Consider the following 16,380-nt stretch of genomic DNA (forward strand, 5'->3'; position numbering starts at 1 on the left):
GTGGTTTCTAAGCCTCTATCCTTGGTCTATAAGCTGTGGTGTGTCGCCGAAGCGTGAGGAGCGCGGCGACATGTGCAACATATTCAATGCCGAACAGAATGGGGTGGGACCATGCCTTTGTCGCCGAGCGAACTGCACGACTATCTTGATAAACTCGGTATCGAAGTAAAGACTGTTGAACATCCTCCCTTGTTCACGGTTGCCGATTCCCAAAGCCTGCGCGGTGAAATTCCGGGCGGTCACACGAAGAATCTCTTCTTGAAAGACAAGAAGGACAATTTCTTTCTCGTGACGGTCGAGGAGGACGCGGTGGTCGATCTGAAATCGATCCATCAACTGATCGGTGCGGCAAGCCGTGTTTCGTTCGGCAAGCCGGAAAAGCTGATGGATTATCTGGGTGTGATTCCCGGTTCGGTCACCGTATTCGGCGCTGTCAACGATACCGCACACAATGTGCAGGTGATCCTCGATGCCGATCTCATGAAGCATGATGTCATTAATGGGCATCCGCTGACCAACGAAGCCACGACTTCCATCAAGCGCGACGATCTGGTTGCTTTCCTCAAGTCCACAGGACACGAACCGCGCATTCTGGCCGTTTCCGAGCGTGCCAAGGCTGATGCTTAGGTATAGACTGGTGGTCGGAACGGCAGTTTTCCCACGCGGCGATTGGCGATTGAAGTGGGAAACAGAAGCGCTAAGTTACAGCGCAACTGCTGAATCGACCGTCTTGAAATTGGCTTTCGAAGATACGAACTGAATGAACGACGCGGGCTTGCATGCGGAGCGTTGCATCGACCGGAAAATACGAAGGAATTTCTTATGAGCAGCCAAAACAATCCTTATGCTGGCGCGGGTGGCCAGATGACGGCGAATGTCTCTTTCGGCGCGCCGCAGGCCGCTGCTGGAGGAGCGGATCTCGTCAAGGACACCACGACGGCAGGCTTTCAGGCGGATGTAATCGCAGAATCCCGCAAGCAGCCGGTGCTGGTGGATTTCTGGGCGCCATGGTGCGGTCCCTGCAAGCAGTTGACCCCGATCATTGAAAAGGCGGTCCGCGAGGCTGGCGGCGCCGTCAAGCTGGTCAAGATGAATATCGACGACCATCCGGCGATTGCCGGCCAGCTTGGCATTCAATCCATTCCGGCAGTCATTGCTTTCGTCAACGGTCAGCCGGTTGACGGTTTCATGGGAGCTGTCCCTGAATCGAAGGTGAAGGAGTTCATCGCCAAGGTTGGTGGGCCGAGTGACGCGGAAACTGCAATTGCCGAGGCAATCGCGGCGGCGAACGAACTGGTTGAAGCTGGCGATTTCGTTCAGGCGTCGGAGATATTCTCGTCGATCCTTCATGCAGTCCCGGATAATGTCGACGCAGTCGTCGGTCTTGCGACCTGCCTTCTGGAATCCGGCGACGCGGAAAAGGCGCGGGAAATTCTGGCCCAGATTCCGGCAGACAAGCAGAACGCGCCTGCCGTCCGGGCGCTGGAAGCGCGCCTTGCACTGGCCGACCAGGTCAAGCTCATCGGTGATCCGATTGAACTCGAAAAGCGAATTCAGGCTGATTCCAATGATTATCAGGCCCGGTTCGATCTTGCGCAGGTGCGTAACGCGCAGGGGCGGCGTGAAGATGCGGCCAATGAGCTGCTTTTCATCATGAAGGCCAGCCGCGAGTGGAACGATGACGGCGCGCGCAAGCAGTTGCTCCAGTTCTTCGAGGCATGGGGCAATGCCGATCCCGCGACGCTCGGCGCACGGCGCAAGCTGTCGTCGCTTCTGTTTTCCTGACCGCAAGCGGTCGGGAGCATGGCGGACAAATTGCGCTTTGCCCCGCCATGCGGATTCCAACTGTTAGGGCGCATGTCGCGTGAGCCCTAAAGGGAGGTTGTAATGCAAGTGGGCAATGCCCGTTACAGGACGGGCGCGGATATTCCTGAGACTGTGCCGGTTTTCCCGTTGAAAGGGGCGCTGCTTCTGCCCGGTGGCCAGCTTCCGCTCAACATTTTCGAACCGCGCTATCTGGCGATGGTCGAGAATGCTTTGGCCGGCAAGCGCATCATCGGCATGATCCAGCCCAAAATCGACGGCGAGGATGATGAGCCGACCGACGAGCTGGACGAAAGCCTTCGCCCGCAGTTGAGCAGTGTCGGTTGTCTTGGCCGTATCACCACTTTTGCCGAAACCGGCGATGGCCGGTTGCTGATCACCTTGCAGGGCATCTGCCGTTTTCGCGTGCGCGAGGAGATCAATTGCCGCCAGCCTTATCGGCAGTGCCGGATCATGCCGTTCCTTGCCGACCTGGAGCAGTCGCGGGAGTCATCGGAGATCGACCGTGAAGCCTTGCTGGGTGCGTTCCGGGATTATCTCGAGGCGCACAATCTGGAAGCCGATTGGGATAGCATCGCGCGGGCAAACAACGAGACCCTCGTCAATGCGCTCTCCATCATGTCGCCTTTCGGCCCGGCTGAAAAACAGGCGCTTCTGGAAGCCCCGGATTTGAAGACGCGTGCAGCGACGTTGATCGCCATCACCGAAATGGTGCTGGCCCGAGTGAAGGACGACGATTTCGGATCGCGTTTACAGTAGATTTCAGGAATAGGATCATGGACGACAAGACGGAAACCGGCAATATCGACGTGCGCCTGCTGGAACTTCTCGTATGCCCTATAACCAAAGGGGCGCTGGAGTATGACGCGGAACATGGGGAACTGATCTCGCACAAGGCAAAGCTTGCCTATCCGGTCCGGGGCGGCATTCCCATCATGCTGCCGTCAGAAGCGCGCAGTTTGACGGAGTGATCGCGGGCCTTTCTGGTGCTGGCTGGAGGCTTGACGCGCCGGGCCATGTCTGCTTTTTCCGCTGTTATATAATTTCCACACAAGCCCCTATCTTTTTCATTAGTTTCAGCCACGCGCATTATTGCTTGTCGGACAACGGGGCTCTATAACCCTCGCGGAACTTGATAAAGATGATGGCGGACGGCCTCCTGCTGTTTGTTGTTGTCGTGAATTTGAACGTGATATTCTTGAAAAAGCGGATCTCCGTTTTGCGGAATATGCGAAATAAAACAGAGGCTTGGCATTATGGCATCCAGAAAACTCCTTCTCCTGCCCGGCGACGGCATCGGCCCAGAGGCGATGGCGGAAGTCCGCAAGATCATCGCTTTCCTCAACTCAGGCCTCAATCTCGGTTTCGAGACGGAAGAAGGTCTGGTTGGCGGTTCCGCCTATGATGCGCATGGTCAGGCGATTTCCGATGCGGATATGGAGAAGGCTCTGGCCGCCGATGCCGTGCTTTTCGGTGCCGTTGGCGGTCCGAAGTGGGACAGCGTGCCCTATGAAGTGCGCCCTGAAGCCGGTCTTCTGCGTCTGCGCAAGGACATGCAGCTTTATGCAAATCTTCGCCCGGCCATCTGCTATCCGGCGCTGGCCCATTCTTCCTCGCTGAAGCCGGAAGTTATCGAAGGTCTCGATATCCTCATCCTGCGCGAGCTGACCGGCGGCGTCTATTTCGGGGAGCCGAAGGAAATCATCGACCTCGGCAACGGCCAGAAGCGCGGCATCGATACGCAGGTCTACGACACCTACGAAATCGAACGTATCGCTGATGTCGCCTTCGAGTTGGCGCGCACGCGCCGCAACAAGGTCACGTCGATGGAAAAGCGCAACGTGATGAAGTCGGGCGTCCTGTGGAATCAGGTCGTCACCGCGCGTCACAAGGAAAAGCATGCCGACGTGGAACTGGAACATATGCTGGCCGATGCTGGCGGCATGCAACTCGTGCGCTGGCCGAAGCAGTTCGACGTCATCGTCACGGACAACCTGTTCGGCGATATGCTGTCGGACGTGGCCGCGATGCTGACCGGCTCGCTCGGCATGCTGCCGTCGGCTTCGCTCGGTGCGGTCGATTCCAAAACCGGCAAGCGCAAGGCGCTTTACGAGCCGGTTCACGGTTCGGCACCGGATATCGCCGGCAAGGGCGTTGCCAACCCGATTGCGATGATTGCTTCGCTTGCCATGTGCCTGCGTTATTCGTTCAATCTCGTCGACGAAGCGGATCGTCTGGAAGCAGCGATTGCACAGGTTCTCGATGATGGCCTGCGCACTGCTGACATCTGGTCGGAAGGCAAGTCCAAGGTCGGCACCGTCGAAATGGGTGACGCAATCCTCGACAAGTTCTCCAAGCTTTCCGCTGCATAAGCGCGACAGGATCGCTTGATATATGGCCCGTCATGCAATCTGCGTGGCGGGCTTTTCTTTTTTGAATAAGTGCCCGATTTGAGGCTGTAAATTCCTGCTTCGCTGCATAAGAATAGCGGCATGTTGTTCACGCTCCCTGATCAAAACAAACTTTACGATGCACTTGTCGCCCGCGATGCCGCTTTTGAGGGCAGGGCCTATGTCGGCGTTATCTCGACTGGAATTTTCTGCCGCCTGACCTGTCCGGCGCGCAAACCGAAACCGGAAAACTGCCGTTTCTTCGCATCGGTTGCCGAATGCATGGCCGACGGATTCAGGCCCTGCAAAAGATGCCATCCGTTACAGCCCGCCGCCGAAGCGGAACCAGCCGTCAGGAAGCTTCTCGACGCCCTTGAAGCCGAACCGGAGCGGCGCTGGGGCGAAGAGGATGTGGCCCGGCTGGGGCTTGATCCTTCGACCGTCCGTCGCAGTTTCCGCCGCCATTTCGGAATGACGTTTCTCGAAATGGCGCGGCAGGAGCGCCTGCGGCACGGGTTCCAGGCGCTTGCCGATGGCGGGCGTGTGATCGATGCGCAGATCGACGCGGGATTTGAATCTCCCGAAGCTTTCCGCAGCGCCTTTGCGCGTATTCTCGGACTGCCGCCCGGAAAATTGCGCGGCGATGGCTTGCTGCGGGCCGATTGGATCAGGACGCCGCTCGGTACGATGATCGCCATCTGTGACGCGCGAAACCTGCATCTTCTCGAATTCGTCGATCGCAAGGCGCTGCCCGCTGAGCTCAAGAAACTATATGCCACCTGCCGCGGCGATCTGGGGATTGGCCGTTTCGACACGCATGATCTTGTCGAGCGACAGCTGAATGCCTTTTTCGAGGGCAATTCCCCGACGTTCGACCTGCCGCTGGTTCTGCATGGCAGTGCTTTCACGCAGCATGTCTGGCGCGAACTTCAGAATATCCGGGCAGGGGACACGCGTAGCTACAGCGAACTTGCGCAGGCCATGGAAAAGCCGCTTGCGGTGCGCGCGGTGGCGCGGGCCAACGGGGCGAACCAGATTGCCATCATTATCCCTTGTCATCGCGTGATCGGCGCGGACGGATCGCTGACGGGCTACGGTGGCGGTCTGTGGCGCAAGCAGAAGCTGATCGAAATCGAGGCGCAATACCGCCGATAGTACACCATACGAACATGAAAACGCCGCCCCTGGAGGCGGCGTTCCGTTTTTTGCGGTTGACGATGGTCAGTCGAGCTTGTGCAGGTCGACGCCCTTGGTTTCCTTGACGAAGATCATGCCGATCACAAAGGTGATGGAGGCGATGATGATCGGATACCAGAGGCCGTAGTAGATATCGCCCTTGGCCGCGCTGAGTGCGAACACGCCAGCCGGAAGCAGACCGCCGAACCAGCCATTGCCGATATGATATGGCAACGACATGCCGGTGTAGCGGATGCGGGTCGGGAACATCTCGACGAGGATCGCGGCAATCGGGCCATACACCATCGTCACATAGATGACGAGGACGGTCAGGATAGCGATTGTCAGAACCCAATTGACCTCTGCGGGGTCGGCAACCATCTTGAATGCGCCGGCGCCCGGGATCGTGAAGACGGCTTGCGGCGTGCTGACGCCCAGTCCGTCCGCCTCAGTCTGGGTCAGAAGCTTCTGCTTCACCAGATCGGCAGCCGGAACCATGGCCTTCTCGCCGCCGCGGATCGCTTCGGCATTCAACTGAAGTTCCGGATTGGCGGCGACAAATGCGTCGAGCTTGCTGTCCGGGCACCTTCGCGGGATCGCGAACGAGCGGGAAGCCAGCCTTCTGCAAGGCAAGGTTCACGTCGTGAGACAGAGCCGACTGCTTGGCCGCAGCGTCGGCGCCGGCCTGAACGGCGTCGTAAGACGTGATCGTGCTGTCACCGAGCGTAATGGTTGCAGGCGTTCCGGCTGCTGCTGTCTGCACGATCTCATAAGGCACCGAACTCTTGGCGAGGAAGCTTGTCGCAACATCGCAAGACGTGGTGAACTTCGACGTGCCGGTGGCGTTGAACTGGAAGTTGCAATCGCCGGGAGCAGCCGTAACGGTCGCCTTGATCGTCTGTTCGGCCTGGGCCAGAGCCGGGTTTGCGGCATGGGTCAGCGCCTTGAACAGCGGGAAGTAGGTTACGGCGGCCAGAAGCAGGCCCGCCATGATGATCGGCTTGCGACCGATCTTGTCCGACAGCCAGCCAAAGAAGACGAAGCCGCTGGTGCCGATCAGGAGTGCGATGGCGACCATGATATTGGCCGACTGGTTTTCGACCTTCAGAACGTTCTGGAGGAAGAACAAGGCGTAGAACTGACCGCAATACCAGACCACGGCCTGACCGGCGGTGAGGCCGAAAAGGGCGATGAGCGCGATCTTTGCATTCTTCCACTGGCCGAAAGCTTCAGAAAGCGGTGCCTTGGAAGTCTTGCCTTCTTCCTTCATGCGCTTGAATGCGGGCGACTCGCTCATCTGCATGCGAATCCAAACGGAAATGCCAAGCAGAAGGATCGAGACAAGGAACGGAATGCGCCAGCCCCAGGCGGCGAAGGCTTCCTTGCTCATGATGGTCTGGATGCCCAGAATGACCAGCAGCGACAGGAACAGGCCGAGTGTCGCCGTGGTCTGGATCCATGACGTGAAGAAGCCACGGCGATTGTTCGGAGCATGTTCCGCAACATAAGTTGCCGCACCGCCATATTCACCGCCGAGTGCGAGACCTTGCAGCATGCGCAGGGCGATCAGGATGATCGGTGCGAAAATGCCGAGCGTGGCCGAGCCGGGCAGGATACCCACGAGGAACGTGGACGCGCCCATGATGACGATGGTCACAAGGAATGTGTATTTACGCCCGACGAGATCGCCGATGCGTCCGAAAACAAGGGCGCCGAAGGGGCGCACGAGGAAGCCTGCCGCGAAGGCGAGCAGAACGAAGATGTTTCGGGTTGCTTCCGGATATTCGTTGAAGAATGCCGCGCCGATGAAGGCTGCAAGCGTTCCATAGAGATAGAAATCGTACCATTCGAAGACGGTACCAAGCGATGACGCAAAGATCACCTTGCGTTCTTCGCTCGTCATTTTCTGCGTGCCGACCTCGGCACTTGACGAGACTGCCATTAATCTGTCCTCCCAAACAGAGCCCTGCGGGCAAATGTAGGGCGATACTTCTTCACCGGGTAAATGAAGTTCGCCTGGTGCGCCGGGAACAGTTCCTCTCAACTGTCCGGGCGCTCTCCTCACACTTGCATGATGAACCGAAAAAGGGGATTCGTGCAGTAGTCTTTAGTATGAGACAGAACTGACGGCTTGAAATACTGAAGGGAAGCAATAAAGCGCCAAAAAATGCGCCCCTTGCGGGGATGGAGAATTGACTCCATCTATAAACCGCGTAAAAGCAGTGGCGAACGAAGGAGAACCCGCGTGGATCGCGTCAACGTAGCGTCAGTTTCGCTTGGAACTGCCGGCATTCTTGCCGGGGCAGCGCGCATGCCTTCGATTTCCAAAACACTCACGGCCATTACCAAAACGACCACGAAAACGGTCTGATTCCCTTGGCCTGCTCGCCCTCTCCCCGGGTCTGGCCCGGGGGCGGAAGTCCCGCGTGGCCTGCGGGGTTCCGAATCTGGAAGCGGAGAGGGACAGGAGACGAAAAATGGGTTTCAAGGTTGCAGTTGTCGGCGCCACCGGAAATGTCGGGCGCGAAATGCTCAATATCCTCGAGGAACGCGGCTTCCCGGCTGACGAAGTTGTCGCGCTTGCATCGCGCCGCAGCCAGGGCACGGAAGTGTCCTATGGTGACCGGACGCTGAAGGTCAAGGCGCTCGACACGTATGATTTCTCCGATACGGACATCTGCCTGATGTCTGCCGGCGGCGAGATTTCCAAGGAATGGTCGCCGAAGATCGGCAAGCAGGGCTGTGTCGTCATCGACAATTCCTCGGCCTGGCGTTATGATGCAGAAGTGCCGCTGATCGTGCCGGAAGTGAACCCGGACGCAATCGAAGGCTTCCGCAAGAAGAACATCATTGCCAATCCGAACTGCTCGACCGCCCAGCTCGTCGTGGCCTTGAAGCCGCTGCACGACGTCGCCAAGATCAAGCGCGTTGTCGTGTCGACCTATCAGTCGGTTTCGGGCGCGGGCAAGGAAGGCATGGATGAGCTTTTTGAACAGTCACGCGCTGTTTTCGTAGCCGATCCGGTTACGGCGAAGAAATTCACCAAGCGCATCGCGTTCAACGTGATCCCGCATATCGATGTCTTCATGGAAGACGGCTACACCAAGGAAGAATGGAAGATGGTGGCCGAAACCAAGAAGATGCTCGATCCGAAGATCAAGCTGACGGCAACCGCTGTCCGTGTTCCGGTCTTCATCGGCCATTCCGAGGCGGTCAATATCGAGTTCGAAAACCCGATCACGCCGGAAGAAGCACGCGAAATCCTGCGCGAAGCCCCGGGCTGCCAGGTTGTCGACAAGCACGAGAATGGCGGCTACATCACGCCTTATGAATCCGCTGGCGAAGACGCGACCTATATCAGCCGCATCCGCGAGGATATCACCGTCGAAAACGGTCTTGCCATGTGGGTGGTCTCGGACAATCTGCGCAAGGGCGCTGCTCTCAACACGATCCAGATTGCTGAACTGCTGGTCGCGCGCGGCCTCATCAAGCCGAAGGCGCTTGCGGCCTGATCTGCTTTCTCAGCACTGAGATTGAAAAGCGCCGGGAAACCGGCGCTTTTTGTTTGATGCGGGTGGCGGTCCCTTAAGCTTCGGGATAAGAATTGATCGGGATGGGGGCGATATGAGTTTGATACACAACGAACGAACCAAGTTGCTGGCGAACAATCTTGATCGCCTTTCCACGGCGTTTCTCGCTGTCGGGGTTCTGGGCAACACCTTTAATTTCACGCCGGGGAGCGGCCTGGTCGTCTCTTTTCTCGGCGTCACAGCTTGGATTTTGCCGGCGATCGTATTACATCTCATGGCAAGACGCGTTTTAGGGAGATTGAAGCCATGACTTCCGGGGTCTTCTTTTGGTACATTTTCCCGCTGATCGTAGCGGCCGCCGGTCTTGGCTGGCTTTGGTACGACAAGCGTTTCAACAACCATTATCGCTGATCTGCGTAGCCTTATCAGAAGTCCAAGCGCCGGTTTTCCGGCGCTTTTTTGTTAGCGGCTGAGGGTGTTGACGAGATTGCCGCGTATATAGAGCAAGCGTGCGCGCAGATCCTGCAACTCATCGACAGGCTGACCCAGCGCGCAGAACACCTGCTCCGGGATGTTCTCGGCCTGCTTGCGCAATTCCCGGCCTTCGTCGGTCAATGTGATGCGCACCTGCCGCTCGTCCCGCGGATCGCGTCGCCGCGCAATGCGCCCGGCTGCTTCGAGGCGTTTCAGCAGCGGGGTCAGCGTGCCCGAATCCAGATTGAGTTGTGCGCCGATCTCCGAGACGGTCCGGTCGTCCTGTTCCCACAGCACGATCATCACCAGAAACTGCGGATAGGTGAGGTCGAGTTTGTTGAGGATCGGCTGATAGGCGCGCGTCAGCGCATTTGCGGTCGAATAGATCGCAAAGCAGACCATGTTGGAAAGGTCGAGATTCGAATCCTGATCGTCGCGCTTCATTCAGACAACTCCTTGGCAAAACATATACAGCATACGCAATTGGATTGTGCATCATATAATTGTGATATTATGTTTTGCAAAATTAGATTGCGCACAATTTAATAATCTGCGAGTTTGGCTGCGAAGACAAACCAAAGGAGAAACCCAGATGCCAATTCTGTACACCACCCAGTCCACAGCCACCGGCGGCCGCACGGGAAGCGCCAAAACCGCTGACGGACGGCTGAGCGTCGTTCTCGATACGCCGAAGGAACTGGGCGGCTCGGGCGGCGAGGGCACCAATCCGGAGCAGCTTTTCGCTTCCGGTTATGCGGCCTGCTTCCTCGGTGCGTTGAAGTTCGTTGCCGCAAAGGAAAAAGTTTCCATTTCAGCCGACAGCACCGTGACCGCGACGGTCGGTATCGGTCCGCGCGAGGACGGCACCGGCTTTGGCCTTGATGTCGCACTGCAAGTGGCATTGCCGGGCGTGGACAAGGCGAAGGCCGAAGAACTGGTTCAGGCAGCGCACATCGTCTGCCCCTACTCGCATGCAACGCGCGGCAATATCGATGTCCGCCTGAGCGTGGCGTAACAGGAAATGGAAAAGGCGCCCGGCGAGGGCGCCTTTTTTATGATACTTTCCGAATTTCAGCAGGAAGCCATTTCGATGAGTATAAAACCGGATATTCGCGAACTCCGCTCGACTTGTGAAAGAATGGAAGCGCGCTACCTTATGAATCCGGCAATTGACGCTTCATATCGCAGACTTGCGGATCGCTTTGCCGCCGACCTTTCAGATGAACGAGATATCTTGCTCAGCCGATGCGCTGCGCTCATGGCGATCAAATTCCTGAAGGAAGATGGCGCGTTTTAAGTCGCCAAAAATCCGCGGCGGCTACTCCGCCTGAGCCTCGATATTTTCCATATCGTCGTCCGACAGGCCGAAATGGTGGCCGATCTCGTGAATCAGGACGTGGGTGATGATATCGCCCAGCACTTCTTCATGTTCGGACCAGTAGTCGAGGATCGCGCGACGATAAAGCGTGATGCGGTTCGGGCCTTCGCCGGTCTGCAGGCTGAAACGTTCGCCGATGCCGCGTCCTTCAAAAAGGCCGAGCAGGTCGAAAGGCGTTTCCAGCCCCATATCCTCGATGATCTGGTCGTCAGGAAAATCGGCGATCTGGATGATGATGTCGCCGCACAACGCACGAAACTCCTGCGGCAGATGCGCAAGAGCTTCAATCGCGATGGATTCGATTTCGTCCAGCGAGGGCGAAAGACGTCCCGCCCAGTCGCCGCTTTGATCTTCTCGGGCCATTCCAGCCAATCGTGTCCTATTCACTTGTGCAGGCCGCCAGACCTGCAACCGGGCGTTCTGGCGGGCATTCTGGCCGAGTATATATAGCGCATGCCGTCATTATGCCCAGGGACGCTGTTCGGCGCGCTTGGCCTCAAATGCGTCGATGCTGCCAGCCTTTTCCATGGTCAGGCCGATATCGTCCAGACCGTTGAGCAGGCAATGGCGCTTGAAATCGTCGAGGTCGAAGGAAATCGTGCCGCCGTCGGGCCCGTGAATTTCCTTGGCTTCGAGATCGATGGTGAGGGTTGCATTGGCGCCGCGCGAAGCGTCGTCCATCAGCTTGTCCAGGTCTTCCTGGCTGACCTTGATCGGCAGAATGCCGTTCTTGAAGCAGTTATTGTAGAAGATGTCGGCGAAAGAAGTCGAGATCACGCAGCGGATGCCGAAGTCGAGCAGGGCCCACGGCGCATGCTCACGCGACGAACCGCAGCCGAAATTGTCGCCTGCGACGAGAATCTGCGCGTTGCGGTAGCCCGGCTTGTTCAGGACGAAATCCGGGTTTTCCGTGCCATCTTCGTTGAAGCGCATTTCGGCGAAAAGACCCTTGCTCAGACCCGTGCGCTTGATCGTCTTCAGGTAATCCTTCGGAATGATCATGTCCGTATCGATATTGACGATCGGCAGGGGGGCGGCGACGCCCGTGAGCTTGGTGAACTTATCCATGTCCTGAACCTGTCGGTTGGGAATTTGCAATTTGCAAACTGGTTTACATCAGCTTGACCGAGAGTCAACGTTTGAGGCCGAAACTGCCCAATAGGTCGCAACTCCCGACCCGTCTTGCGACTTATCCGGCGCGCTTGCAAGCACGCCGGATAGTTCGACTGTCGGGTTATGCGCATAATCCTGTCTGTAAACCGCGTCAAGGTTTGCGGATCATGCGTATGCGATGCAATTTCAGCAATTATCCGACTTTCAACGCGATGCCGCCGGTCTCGCTGCCGGTCAGGCGGCGGGATTTCCCGTCGGTGCCGACAACAGCCGTGACGCGCCTGCGCAGCATCGAAAGGTTGGGCGAAACCGCCACATCGATAGCCGGATCGAACTGAAGCGTGATACGCCACAACTCCGGCTTGATCGTTTCCTCGACCGCGATAATGCGCGCATCGAACGGCGTGGTGTGAAACAGGCCGGTAATGCGCTGGCCGACGCGGTAAGGCGCGGTCTCGTCCTGCGCGGATGCGGCTTCAACCTTGCTGCCATTGGCGGCAAGTGTGTTCCAGTCGCGCGTGCCGGACTGGCGCGCCACAAGGTCGAGGGCCTTGCCGTGGCTGATGGCGATGCCTTCCTCGCTCAAAGCCTGCCGCAGACGGCGGGCCTGATGTTTGAAGTCAACGTTATTGGTCCCAGCGATGATAGCTGTGGTCATTGTTTTCGCTCCTGATTGTGAGCGGCGTTTTCATGAACGGGTGCCCGCATTGCCGTTTCTGCCGTCACCGGAACAAAAACGAAGTTTCAGAATGCTTTACCATGGCTTGGAAGCCGCGGGCGGCAGGTGCATTCAACCGAAGGCCGGAAAATAGGCAGCCGTGATGCGGATTTCAAGTCCCTTTCCGGGAAGGCTTGCGGGACCACGCCGAACGCTTCGGGACCTTGCGCGTTTACACGGTTCGGTGCACAAATCGGGACATGAAAACCATTGTTCGCCCCCGCCGTTCCGTCCTGTTCGTTCCTGCTTCCAATGCCCGCGCCCTGGAGAAGTCGCTGACGCTGCCGGCGGATTGTGTGATCTACGATCTGGAAGATTCCGTAGCGCCCGATGCAAAGGTTTCGGCGCGCGATGCGCTGGCGGCGCATTTTGCAAGCCATCCGAAGGCAGGCTTCGAACGGATCGTGCGGGTGAATACGGCAGAAACCCCGTGGGGCAAGGATGATGTTGCGACGGCTGCGAAGATGGGCGCGGATGCGATCCTTCTGCCCAAGGTCGAACGTCCGCAGGATATAATCGACGCAGCCAACCGGCTTGACCGCCATGACGCCGATCCGGCCGTTGGCGTCTGGGCGATGATCGAGACGCCAAGGGGCATTCTCAACGCCGACGAAATTGCGGTTCTTGGACATCGTTCGGCAGTTCGGCTTGCCTGTTTTGTCGTGGGGCCGAATGATATAGCGCGGGAAACGGGCGTGCGTCCGCAGCCGGGGCGACCCTATCTGATCCCCTGGCTGATGCAGATCGTTCTTGCCGCGCGCGCTGGCGGGATCACCGTGCTTGACGGCGTTTATAACGATTTTCGCGACAGCGTGGGTTTCGAGGCCGAATGCGCCCAAGGCGCTGCCATGGGTTTTGACGGCAAGACGCTCATTCATCCGGGGCAGATCGAAGCGGCCAACCGGGCATTCTCCCCGAGCGAGGAGGAAGTGGCACAGGCCCGCCGCGTCGTTGAAATCTTTGCCCGCCCTGAAAATGCCGATAAGGGTGTCGTCTCGCTGGACGGGCAGATGGTCGAGCGCCTGCATCTTCAGATGGCCGAGCGCGTGCTCGCCAGAACCGGCGTGAAGTTATAACAGAGGAAGTTAAAGCATGAAGTTATACCGTTTCATTACAGGCCCCGACGATTCCGCTTTCTGCCATCGCGTCACGGCGGCGCTCAACAAGGGCTGGCAGCTTTACGGCTCGCCGACCTACGCCTTCAATGCCGCCACGGGTGTCATGCATTGCGGCCAGCCGGTGGTGAAGGAAGTTGACGGCGTCGATTACACGCCGGACATCAAGCTCGGCGAATACTGATGGCTGTGCGCCGCATCGTTGCCAATATCGCAGCCGGCGACCCGGCGGCGGCAAAGCGCTTCTACGGCGACTTGCTGGGCCTCGATGTGGCGATGGATTTCGGCTGGATCGTCACCTATGCCGCGGATGCGCAGGCACGGGTGCAGGTGAGCATAATGAGCGAAGGCGGGGCCGGCACGCCGGTGCCCGACCTTTCCATCGAGGTCGATGACGTCGACGCCATGCTGGAGCGCGCGATCGCGCTGGGATTTCCCGTAGAATACGGCCCGGCGGATGAGGAATGGGGCGTGCGCCGTTTCTTCACGCGTGATCCCTATGGGCGGCTCGTGAATATCCTGACCCACAAGAATTGAAAAAAGGCCGATTTCCCGGCCTTTTGTTCTTGGTTTTAATTCAGCCCACGCTTTTCGATCATCGCGTCCGGTGTCGGCATCTTGCCACGGAAGGCCTTGTAAAGCTCTTCCGGGTCGCGGCTGCCACCGGCGGCATAGATATGCTGCTTCAACTTCGCTGCCAGTTCGGGGTTGAAGGCGTCGCCGGTTTCCTCGAATGCCGAAAAGGCGTCTGCGTCCAGCACTTCCGACCACATATAGGAATAGTAGCCTGCTGAATAACCGTCGCCGGAAAAGACGTGGGTGAAGTGCGGTGTGCGATGACGCATGATGATCGCATCCGGCATGGAAAGCTTTTCCAGCGTCTTTACCTCGAAGGCGAGCGGATCGGCGATCTTTTCCGTGCCGGTGTGGAATGCCATGTCCACCAGCGCGGATGAGGTGAACTCGACCGTGTTGAAACCTGCATTGAAGGTGCGGGCTGCGAGAACCTTGTCCAGAAGCGCCTTCGGCATGGCCTCGCCGGTGCGATAGTGCACGGCGTATTTTTCGAGGACGGCCGGAACGGTCAGCCAGTGTTCGTAAAGCTGCGACGGAAGTTCCACGAAATCGCGCGAAACGGCAGTACCGGAAACAGCGGGCCAGGTCACATCCGAGAGAAGCCCATGCAGCGCATGGCCGAATTCGTGGAACAGGGTGCGTGCGTCGTCGAGCGAGAGCAGGGCCGGTTCACCGGCCTTTGGCTTGGCAAAATTCATAACATTGTAGATGATCGGCTTCTGCCCGCCATCGAGCTTGTGGCTCGATTGCAGCGAACTCATCCATGCGCCTGAACGCTTCGATGTCCGGGCGAAATAGTCGCCAAGGAACAGGCCGCGTTCGCTGCCATCAGCATTGAGCACCTGAAACACGCGCACGTCCGGATGCCATGCTGCGATCCCCTTCTTTTCCTCGAAGCGGATGCCGAAAAGGCGGTGAGCGACGTCGAAGGCGGCTTCGATGATCTTTTCAAGCTGCAGATAAGGCTTCAGTTCCGCTTCATCAAAGGCGAAGCGTTCGGCACGCAGTTTTTCCGCATAGAAACGCCAGTCCCACGGCGCGACCTTGTGATTGCCGCCATCGCCTGCAATTAGCCGTTCGAGTTCGACTTCTTCCTCACGGGCCTTGGCGCGGGCCTTGTCCCAGACCGGTTCCAGCAGGTCCATGACTGCCTTGGGCGTCTTGGCCATGGTGTCGTCAAGCTTGTAGGCGGCAAAGTTGGCGTAGCCGAGCAGATGCGCCTTGCGCTCGCGCAGTTCCACCATTTCGCGCACGATGTCGCGATTGTCGCTTTCACCGCCATTTTCACCGCGCTTTGCCCAGGCGTTGAACGCCTGTTCGCGAAGCGCGCGGTTTTGCGAGAAGGAAAGGAATGGCTCCACAATCGAGCGCGACAGCGTGACGGCCCATGCATCCGGTTTGCCGCGCTCGGCGGCAGCACTCTGCATAGCGTTTTTCAGGAAATCAGGCAGGCCCGCGAGGTCGGCTTCATCGGTGATGAACAGCGCCCAGCTTGATTCATCCTTCAACACGTTCTGGCCAAAGCGGGCGCCAAGCCCGGCGAGCTTTTCATTGATGCCGGCCAGTTCCGTCTTGCCCGCTTCATCGAGCTTCGCACCCGAGCGGACGAAACCTTTCCAGGTCTTTTCAAGAACCCGTCTGGTCTCGGTGTCGAGATCCAGCATGTCGCGGTTTTCATAAAGCGCGTCGATGCGGGCGAAAAGCGCCGGGTCCATCATGATGCGCGAATAATGACGCGACATTTTAGGCGCGATTTCGCGCTCCAGCGCCTGGATCGTGTCGTTGCTGTGCGCACCGGCGCGCAGCCAGAAAATGGCTGACACGCGGTCGAGCGCCTTGCCAGTCAGTTGCAGGGCTTTGAGCGTGTTTTCGATGGTGGCGTCTTCGGTCGCCCCGGCGATGGCTTCCACTTCCGCGAGGTCCTGCGCCAGCGCCACATCGAAGGCGGGTGCGAAATCCTCGTCGCCGAACGCGGTGAAATCCGGCAGGCCCAACGGTCCGCTCCAGTCTGTCAGCGCGTGATTGTGGGCGGTGTTGTCGGACATGATGAACTCCGGTTCGGATGGTGTTGATAAGCTGAACCAGA

General features: G+C 58.2%; 19 protein-coding genes and 1 pseudogene. 14 read left to right on the forward strand and 6 right to left on the reverse strand.

The window, feature by feature from the left end:
* Nucleotides 1–111 precede the first annotated feature (111 nt).
* The 6 genes from OINT_RS14210 (at nt 112) to OINT_RS14235 (ending at nt 5,369) form a co-directional block, all read left to right on the forward strand.
* The gene (locus OINT_RS14210; RefSeq protein ID WP_006472222.1) at nt 112–627 is read left to right on the forward strand and encodes a prolyl-tRNA synthetase associated domain-containing protein; all 516 of its coding nucleotides are present in this window, start codon (nt 112–114) and stop codon (nt 625–627) included.
* A 195-nt stretch (nt 628–822) separates the two neighbouring features.
* Nucleotides 823–1,785 carry a thioredoxin gene (trxA, locus tag OINT_RS14215; RefSeq protein ID WP_006472223.1) on the forward strand — a complete coding sequence of 321 codons (963 nt, stop codon included), beginning with the start codon at nt 823–825 and terminating at the stop codon, nt 1,783–1,785.
* Nucleotides 1,786–1,887: 102 nt separating this feature from the next.
* Nucleotides 1,888–2,583 carry an LON peptidase substrate-binding domain-containing protein gene (locus OINT_RS14220; RefSeq protein WP_006468552.1) on the forward strand — a complete coding sequence of 232 codons (696 nt, stop codon included), beginning with the start codon at nt 1,888–1,890 and terminating at the stop codon, nt 2,581–2,583.
* Between the two features lie 17 nt (nt 2,584–2,600).
* A complete protein-coding gene (locus tag OINT_RS14225) occupies nt 2,601–2,795 on the forward strand; it encodes a Trm112 family protein (protein WP_006468553.1) in 195 nt (64 codons plus the stop codon).
* Nucleotides 2,796–3,080: 285 nt separating this feature from the next.
* Nucleotides 3,081–4,196, forward strand: a complete 1,116-nt coding sequence (gene leuB / locus OINT_RS14230) for a 3-isopropylmalate dehydrogenase (RefSeq protein ID WP_006468554.1) — start codon at nt 3,081–3,083, stop codon at nt 4,194–4,196.
* Between the two features lie 120 nt (nt 4,197–4,316).
* Nucleotides 4,317–5,369: a bifunctional transcriptional activator/DNA repair enzyme AdaA gene (locus tag OINT_RS14235; RefSeq protein ID WP_006468555.1), complete on the forward strand. Its 1,053-nt coding sequence runs from the start codon at nt 4,317–4,319 to the stop codon at nt 5,367–5,369.
* A 66-nt stretch (nt 5,370–5,435) separates the two neighbouring features.
* Here OINT_RS14235 and OINT_RS14240 read toward each other — a convergent pair.
* Nucleotides 5,436–7,332: pseudogene (locus OINT_RS14240) on the reverse strand (MFS transporter).
* 303 nt (nt 7,333–7,635) lie between these two features.
* Here OINT_RS14240 and OINT_RS24305 point away from each other — a divergent pair.
* The 3 genes from OINT_RS24305 (at nt 7,636) to OINT_RS14250 (ending at nt 9,230) form a co-directional block, all read left to right on the forward strand.
* Nucleotides 7,636–7,761, forward strand: coding sequence for a hypothetical protein (locus tag OINT_RS24305; protein WP_006472225.1), 126 nt, complete (start codon nt 7,636–7,638; stop codon nt 7,759–7,761).
* Nucleotides 7,762–7,867: 106 nt separating this feature from the next.
* Entirely contained in the window at nt 7,868–8,902 is a 1,035-nt protein-coding gene (locus OINT_RS14245; RefSeq protein ID WP_006472226.1) for an aspartate-semialdehyde dehydrogenase, read from the forward strand.
* A gap of 112 nt (nt 8,903–9,014) precedes the next feature.
* Nucleotides 9,015–9,230, forward strand: a complete 216-nt coding sequence (locus OINT_RS14250) for a hypothetical protein (protein WP_230349924.1) — start codon at nt 9,015–9,017, stop codon at nt 9,228–9,230.
* Between the two features lie 152 nt (nt 9,231–9,382).
* Here the strand turns inward: OINT_RS14250 and OINT_RS14255 are convergent, their stop codons facing one another.
* Nucleotides 9,383–9,838, reverse strand: coding sequence for a MarR family winged helix-turn-helix transcriptional regulator (locus tag OINT_RS14255; protein ID WP_006468560.1), 456 nt, complete (start codon nt 9,836–9,838; stop codon nt 9,383–9,385).
* A 148-nt stretch (nt 9,839–9,986) separates the two neighbouring features.
* Here OINT_RS14255 and OINT_RS14260 point away from each other — a divergent pair, with 148 nt between their 5' ends.
* Nucleotides 9,987–10,409, forward strand: a complete 423-nt coding sequence (locus OINT_RS14260; protein ID WP_006472227.1) for an organic hydroperoxide resistance protein — start codon at nt 9,987–9,989, stop codon at nt 10,407–10,409.
* Nucleotides 10,410–10,415: 6 nt separating this feature from the next.
* On the forward strand, nt 10,416–10,691 hold the full coding sequence (locus OINT_RS14265; RefSeq protein ID WP_006468562.1) for a hypothetical protein: 276 nt from the start codon (nt 10,416–10,418) through the stop codon (nt 10,689–10,691).
* Between the two features lie 21 nt (nt 10,692–10,712).
* Here OINT_RS14265 and OINT_RS14270 read toward each other — a convergent pair whose 3' ends face one another.
* The 3 genes from OINT_RS14270 to OINT_RS14280 all read right to left on the reverse strand — a co-directional run bounded on the left by OINT_RS14270 (nt 10,713) and on the right by OINT_RS14280 (nt 12,543).
* Nucleotides 10,713–11,135 carry a metallopeptidase family protein gene (locus OINT_RS14270; protein WP_006472228.1) on the reverse strand — a complete coding sequence of 141 codons (423 nt, stop codon included), beginning with the start codon at nt 11,133–11,135 and terminating at the stop codon, nt 10,713–10,715.
* Between the two features lie 99 nt (nt 11,136–11,234).
* Complete coding sequence (gene leuD, locus OINT_RS14275; RefSeq protein WP_006472229.1) at nt 11,235–11,840, reverse strand: 3-isopropylmalate dehydratase small subunit; 606 nt, start codon at nt 11,838–11,840, stop codon at nt 11,235–11,237.
* 238 nt (nt 11,841–12,078) lie between these two features.
* A complete protein-coding gene (locus tag OINT_RS14280) occupies nt 12,079–12,543 on the reverse strand; it encodes a glyoxalase superfamily protein (RefSeq protein WP_006468565.1) in 465 nt (154 codons plus the stop codon).
* 260 nt (nt 12,544–12,803) lie between these two features.
* On the opposite strand from OINT_RS14280, the gene OINT_RS14285 reads away from it, so the two are divergent.
* From OINT_RS14285 to OINT_RS14295, 3 genes are read left to right on the forward strand one after another with little or no spacing between them, the layout of a single operon-like run.
* Nucleotides 12,804–13,679, forward strand: a complete 876-nt coding sequence (locus OINT_RS14285) for an HpcH/HpaI aldolase/citrate lyase family protein (RefSeq protein ID WP_006472230.1) — start codon at nt 12,804–12,806, stop codon at nt 13,677–13,679.
* A 16-nt stretch (nt 13,680–13,695) separates the two neighbouring features.
* Nucleotides 13,696–13,902, forward strand: a complete 207-nt coding sequence (locus OINT_RS14290) for a DUF1737 domain-containing protein (protein WP_002965766.1) — start codon at nt 13,696–13,698, stop codon at nt 13,900–13,902.
* Nucleotides 13,902–14,255 (forward strand): VOC family protein, encoded by a 354-nt coding sequence (locus tag OINT_RS14295; protein ID WP_006468567.1) that lies wholly within the window; start codon nt 13,902–13,904, stop codon nt 14,253–14,255. The genes OINT_RS14290 and OINT_RS14295 overlap by 1 nt, the downstream gene beginning before the upstream one ends.
* Before the next feature lie 35 nt (nt 14,256–14,290).
* Here OINT_RS14295 and OINT_RS14300 read toward each other — a convergent pair whose 3' ends face one another.
* Complete coding sequence (locus tag OINT_RS14300; RefSeq protein WP_006468568.1) at nt 14,291–16,339, reverse strand: M3 family metallopeptidase; 2,049 nt, start codon at nt 16,337–16,339, stop codon at nt 14,291–14,293.
* Nucleotides 16,340–16,380: the final 41 nt, after the last annotated feature.

Origin of the sequence: Brucella intermedia LMG 3301 (assembly GCF_000182645.1) — a bacterium.
Classification (GTDB): domain Bacteria; phylum Pseudomonadota; class Alphaproteobacteria; order Rhizobiales; family Rhizobiaceae; genus Brucella; species Brucella intermedia.

Bases quoted from the DNA above. Each gene is read 5' to 3' on its own strand.
- OINT_RS14210 (WP_006472222.1), top strand. From the start codon at position 112: ATGCCTTTGTCGCCGAGCGAACTGCACGACTATCTTGATAAACTCGGT.
- trxA (WP_006472223.1), top strand. From the start codon at position 823: ATGAGCAGCCAAAACAATCCTTATGCTGGCGCGGGTGGCCAGATGACG.
- OINT_RS14220 (WP_006468552.1), top strand. From the start codon at position 1,888: ATGCAAGTGGGCAATGCCCGTTACAGGACGGGCGCGGATATTCCTGAG.
- OINT_RS14225 (WP_006468553.1), top strand. From the start codon at position 2,601: ATGGACGACAAGACGGAAACCGGCAATATCGACGTGCGCCTGCTGGAA.
- leuB (WP_006468554.1), top strand. From the start codon at position 3,081: ATGGCATCCAGAAAACTCCTTCTCCTGCCCGGCGACGGCATCGGCCCA.
- OINT_RS14235 (WP_006468555.1), top strand. From the start codon at position 4,317: ATGTTGTTCACGCTCCCTGATCAAAACAAACTTTACGATGCACTTGTC.
- OINT_RS14245 (WP_006472226.1), top strand. From the start codon at position 7,868: ATGGGTTTCAAGGTTGCAGTTGTCGGCGCCACCGGAAATGTCGGGCGC.
- OINT_RS14250 (WP_230349924.1), top strand. From the start codon at position 9,015: ATGAGTTTGATACACAACGAACGAACCAAGTTGCTGGCGAACAATCTT.
- OINT_RS14255 (WP_006468560.1), bottom strand. From the start codon at position 9,838: ATGAAGCGCGACGATCAGGATTCGAATCTCGACCTTTCCAACATGGTC.
- OINT_RS14260 (WP_006472227.1), top strand. From the start codon at position 9,987: ATGCCAATTCTGTACACCACCCAGTCCACAGCCACCGGCGGCCGCACG.
- OINT_RS14265 (WP_006468562.1), top strand. From the start codon at position 10,416: ATGGAAAAGGCGCCCGGCGAGGGCGCCTTTTTTATGATACTTTCCGAA.
- OINT_RS14270 (WP_006472228.1), bottom strand. From the start codon at position 11,135: ATGGCCCGAGAAGATCAAAGCGGCGACTGGGCGGGACGTCTTTCGCCC.
- leuD (WP_006472229.1), bottom strand. From the start codon at position 11,840: ATGGATAAGTTCACCAAGCTCACGGGCGTCGCCGCCCCCCTGCCGATC.
- OINT_RS14280 (WP_006468565.1), bottom strand. From the start codon at position 12,543: ATGACCACAGCTATCATCGCTGGGACCAATAACGTTGACTTCAAACAT.
- OINT_RS14285 (WP_006472230.1), top strand. From the start codon at position 12,804: ATGAAAACCATTGTTCGCCCCCGCCGTTCCGTCCTGTTCGTTCCTGCT.
- OINT_RS14290 (WP_002965766.1), top strand. From the start codon at position 13,696: ATGAAGTTATACCGTTTCATTACAGGCCCCGACGATTCCGCTTTCTGC.
- OINT_RS14295 (WP_006468567.1), top strand. From the start codon at position 13,902: ATGGCTGTGCGCCGCATCGTTGCCAATATCGCAGCCGGCGACCCGGCG.
- OINT_RS14300 (WP_006468568.1), bottom strand. From the start codon at position 16,339: ATGTCCGACAACACCGCCCACAATCACGCGCTGACAGACTGGAGCGGA.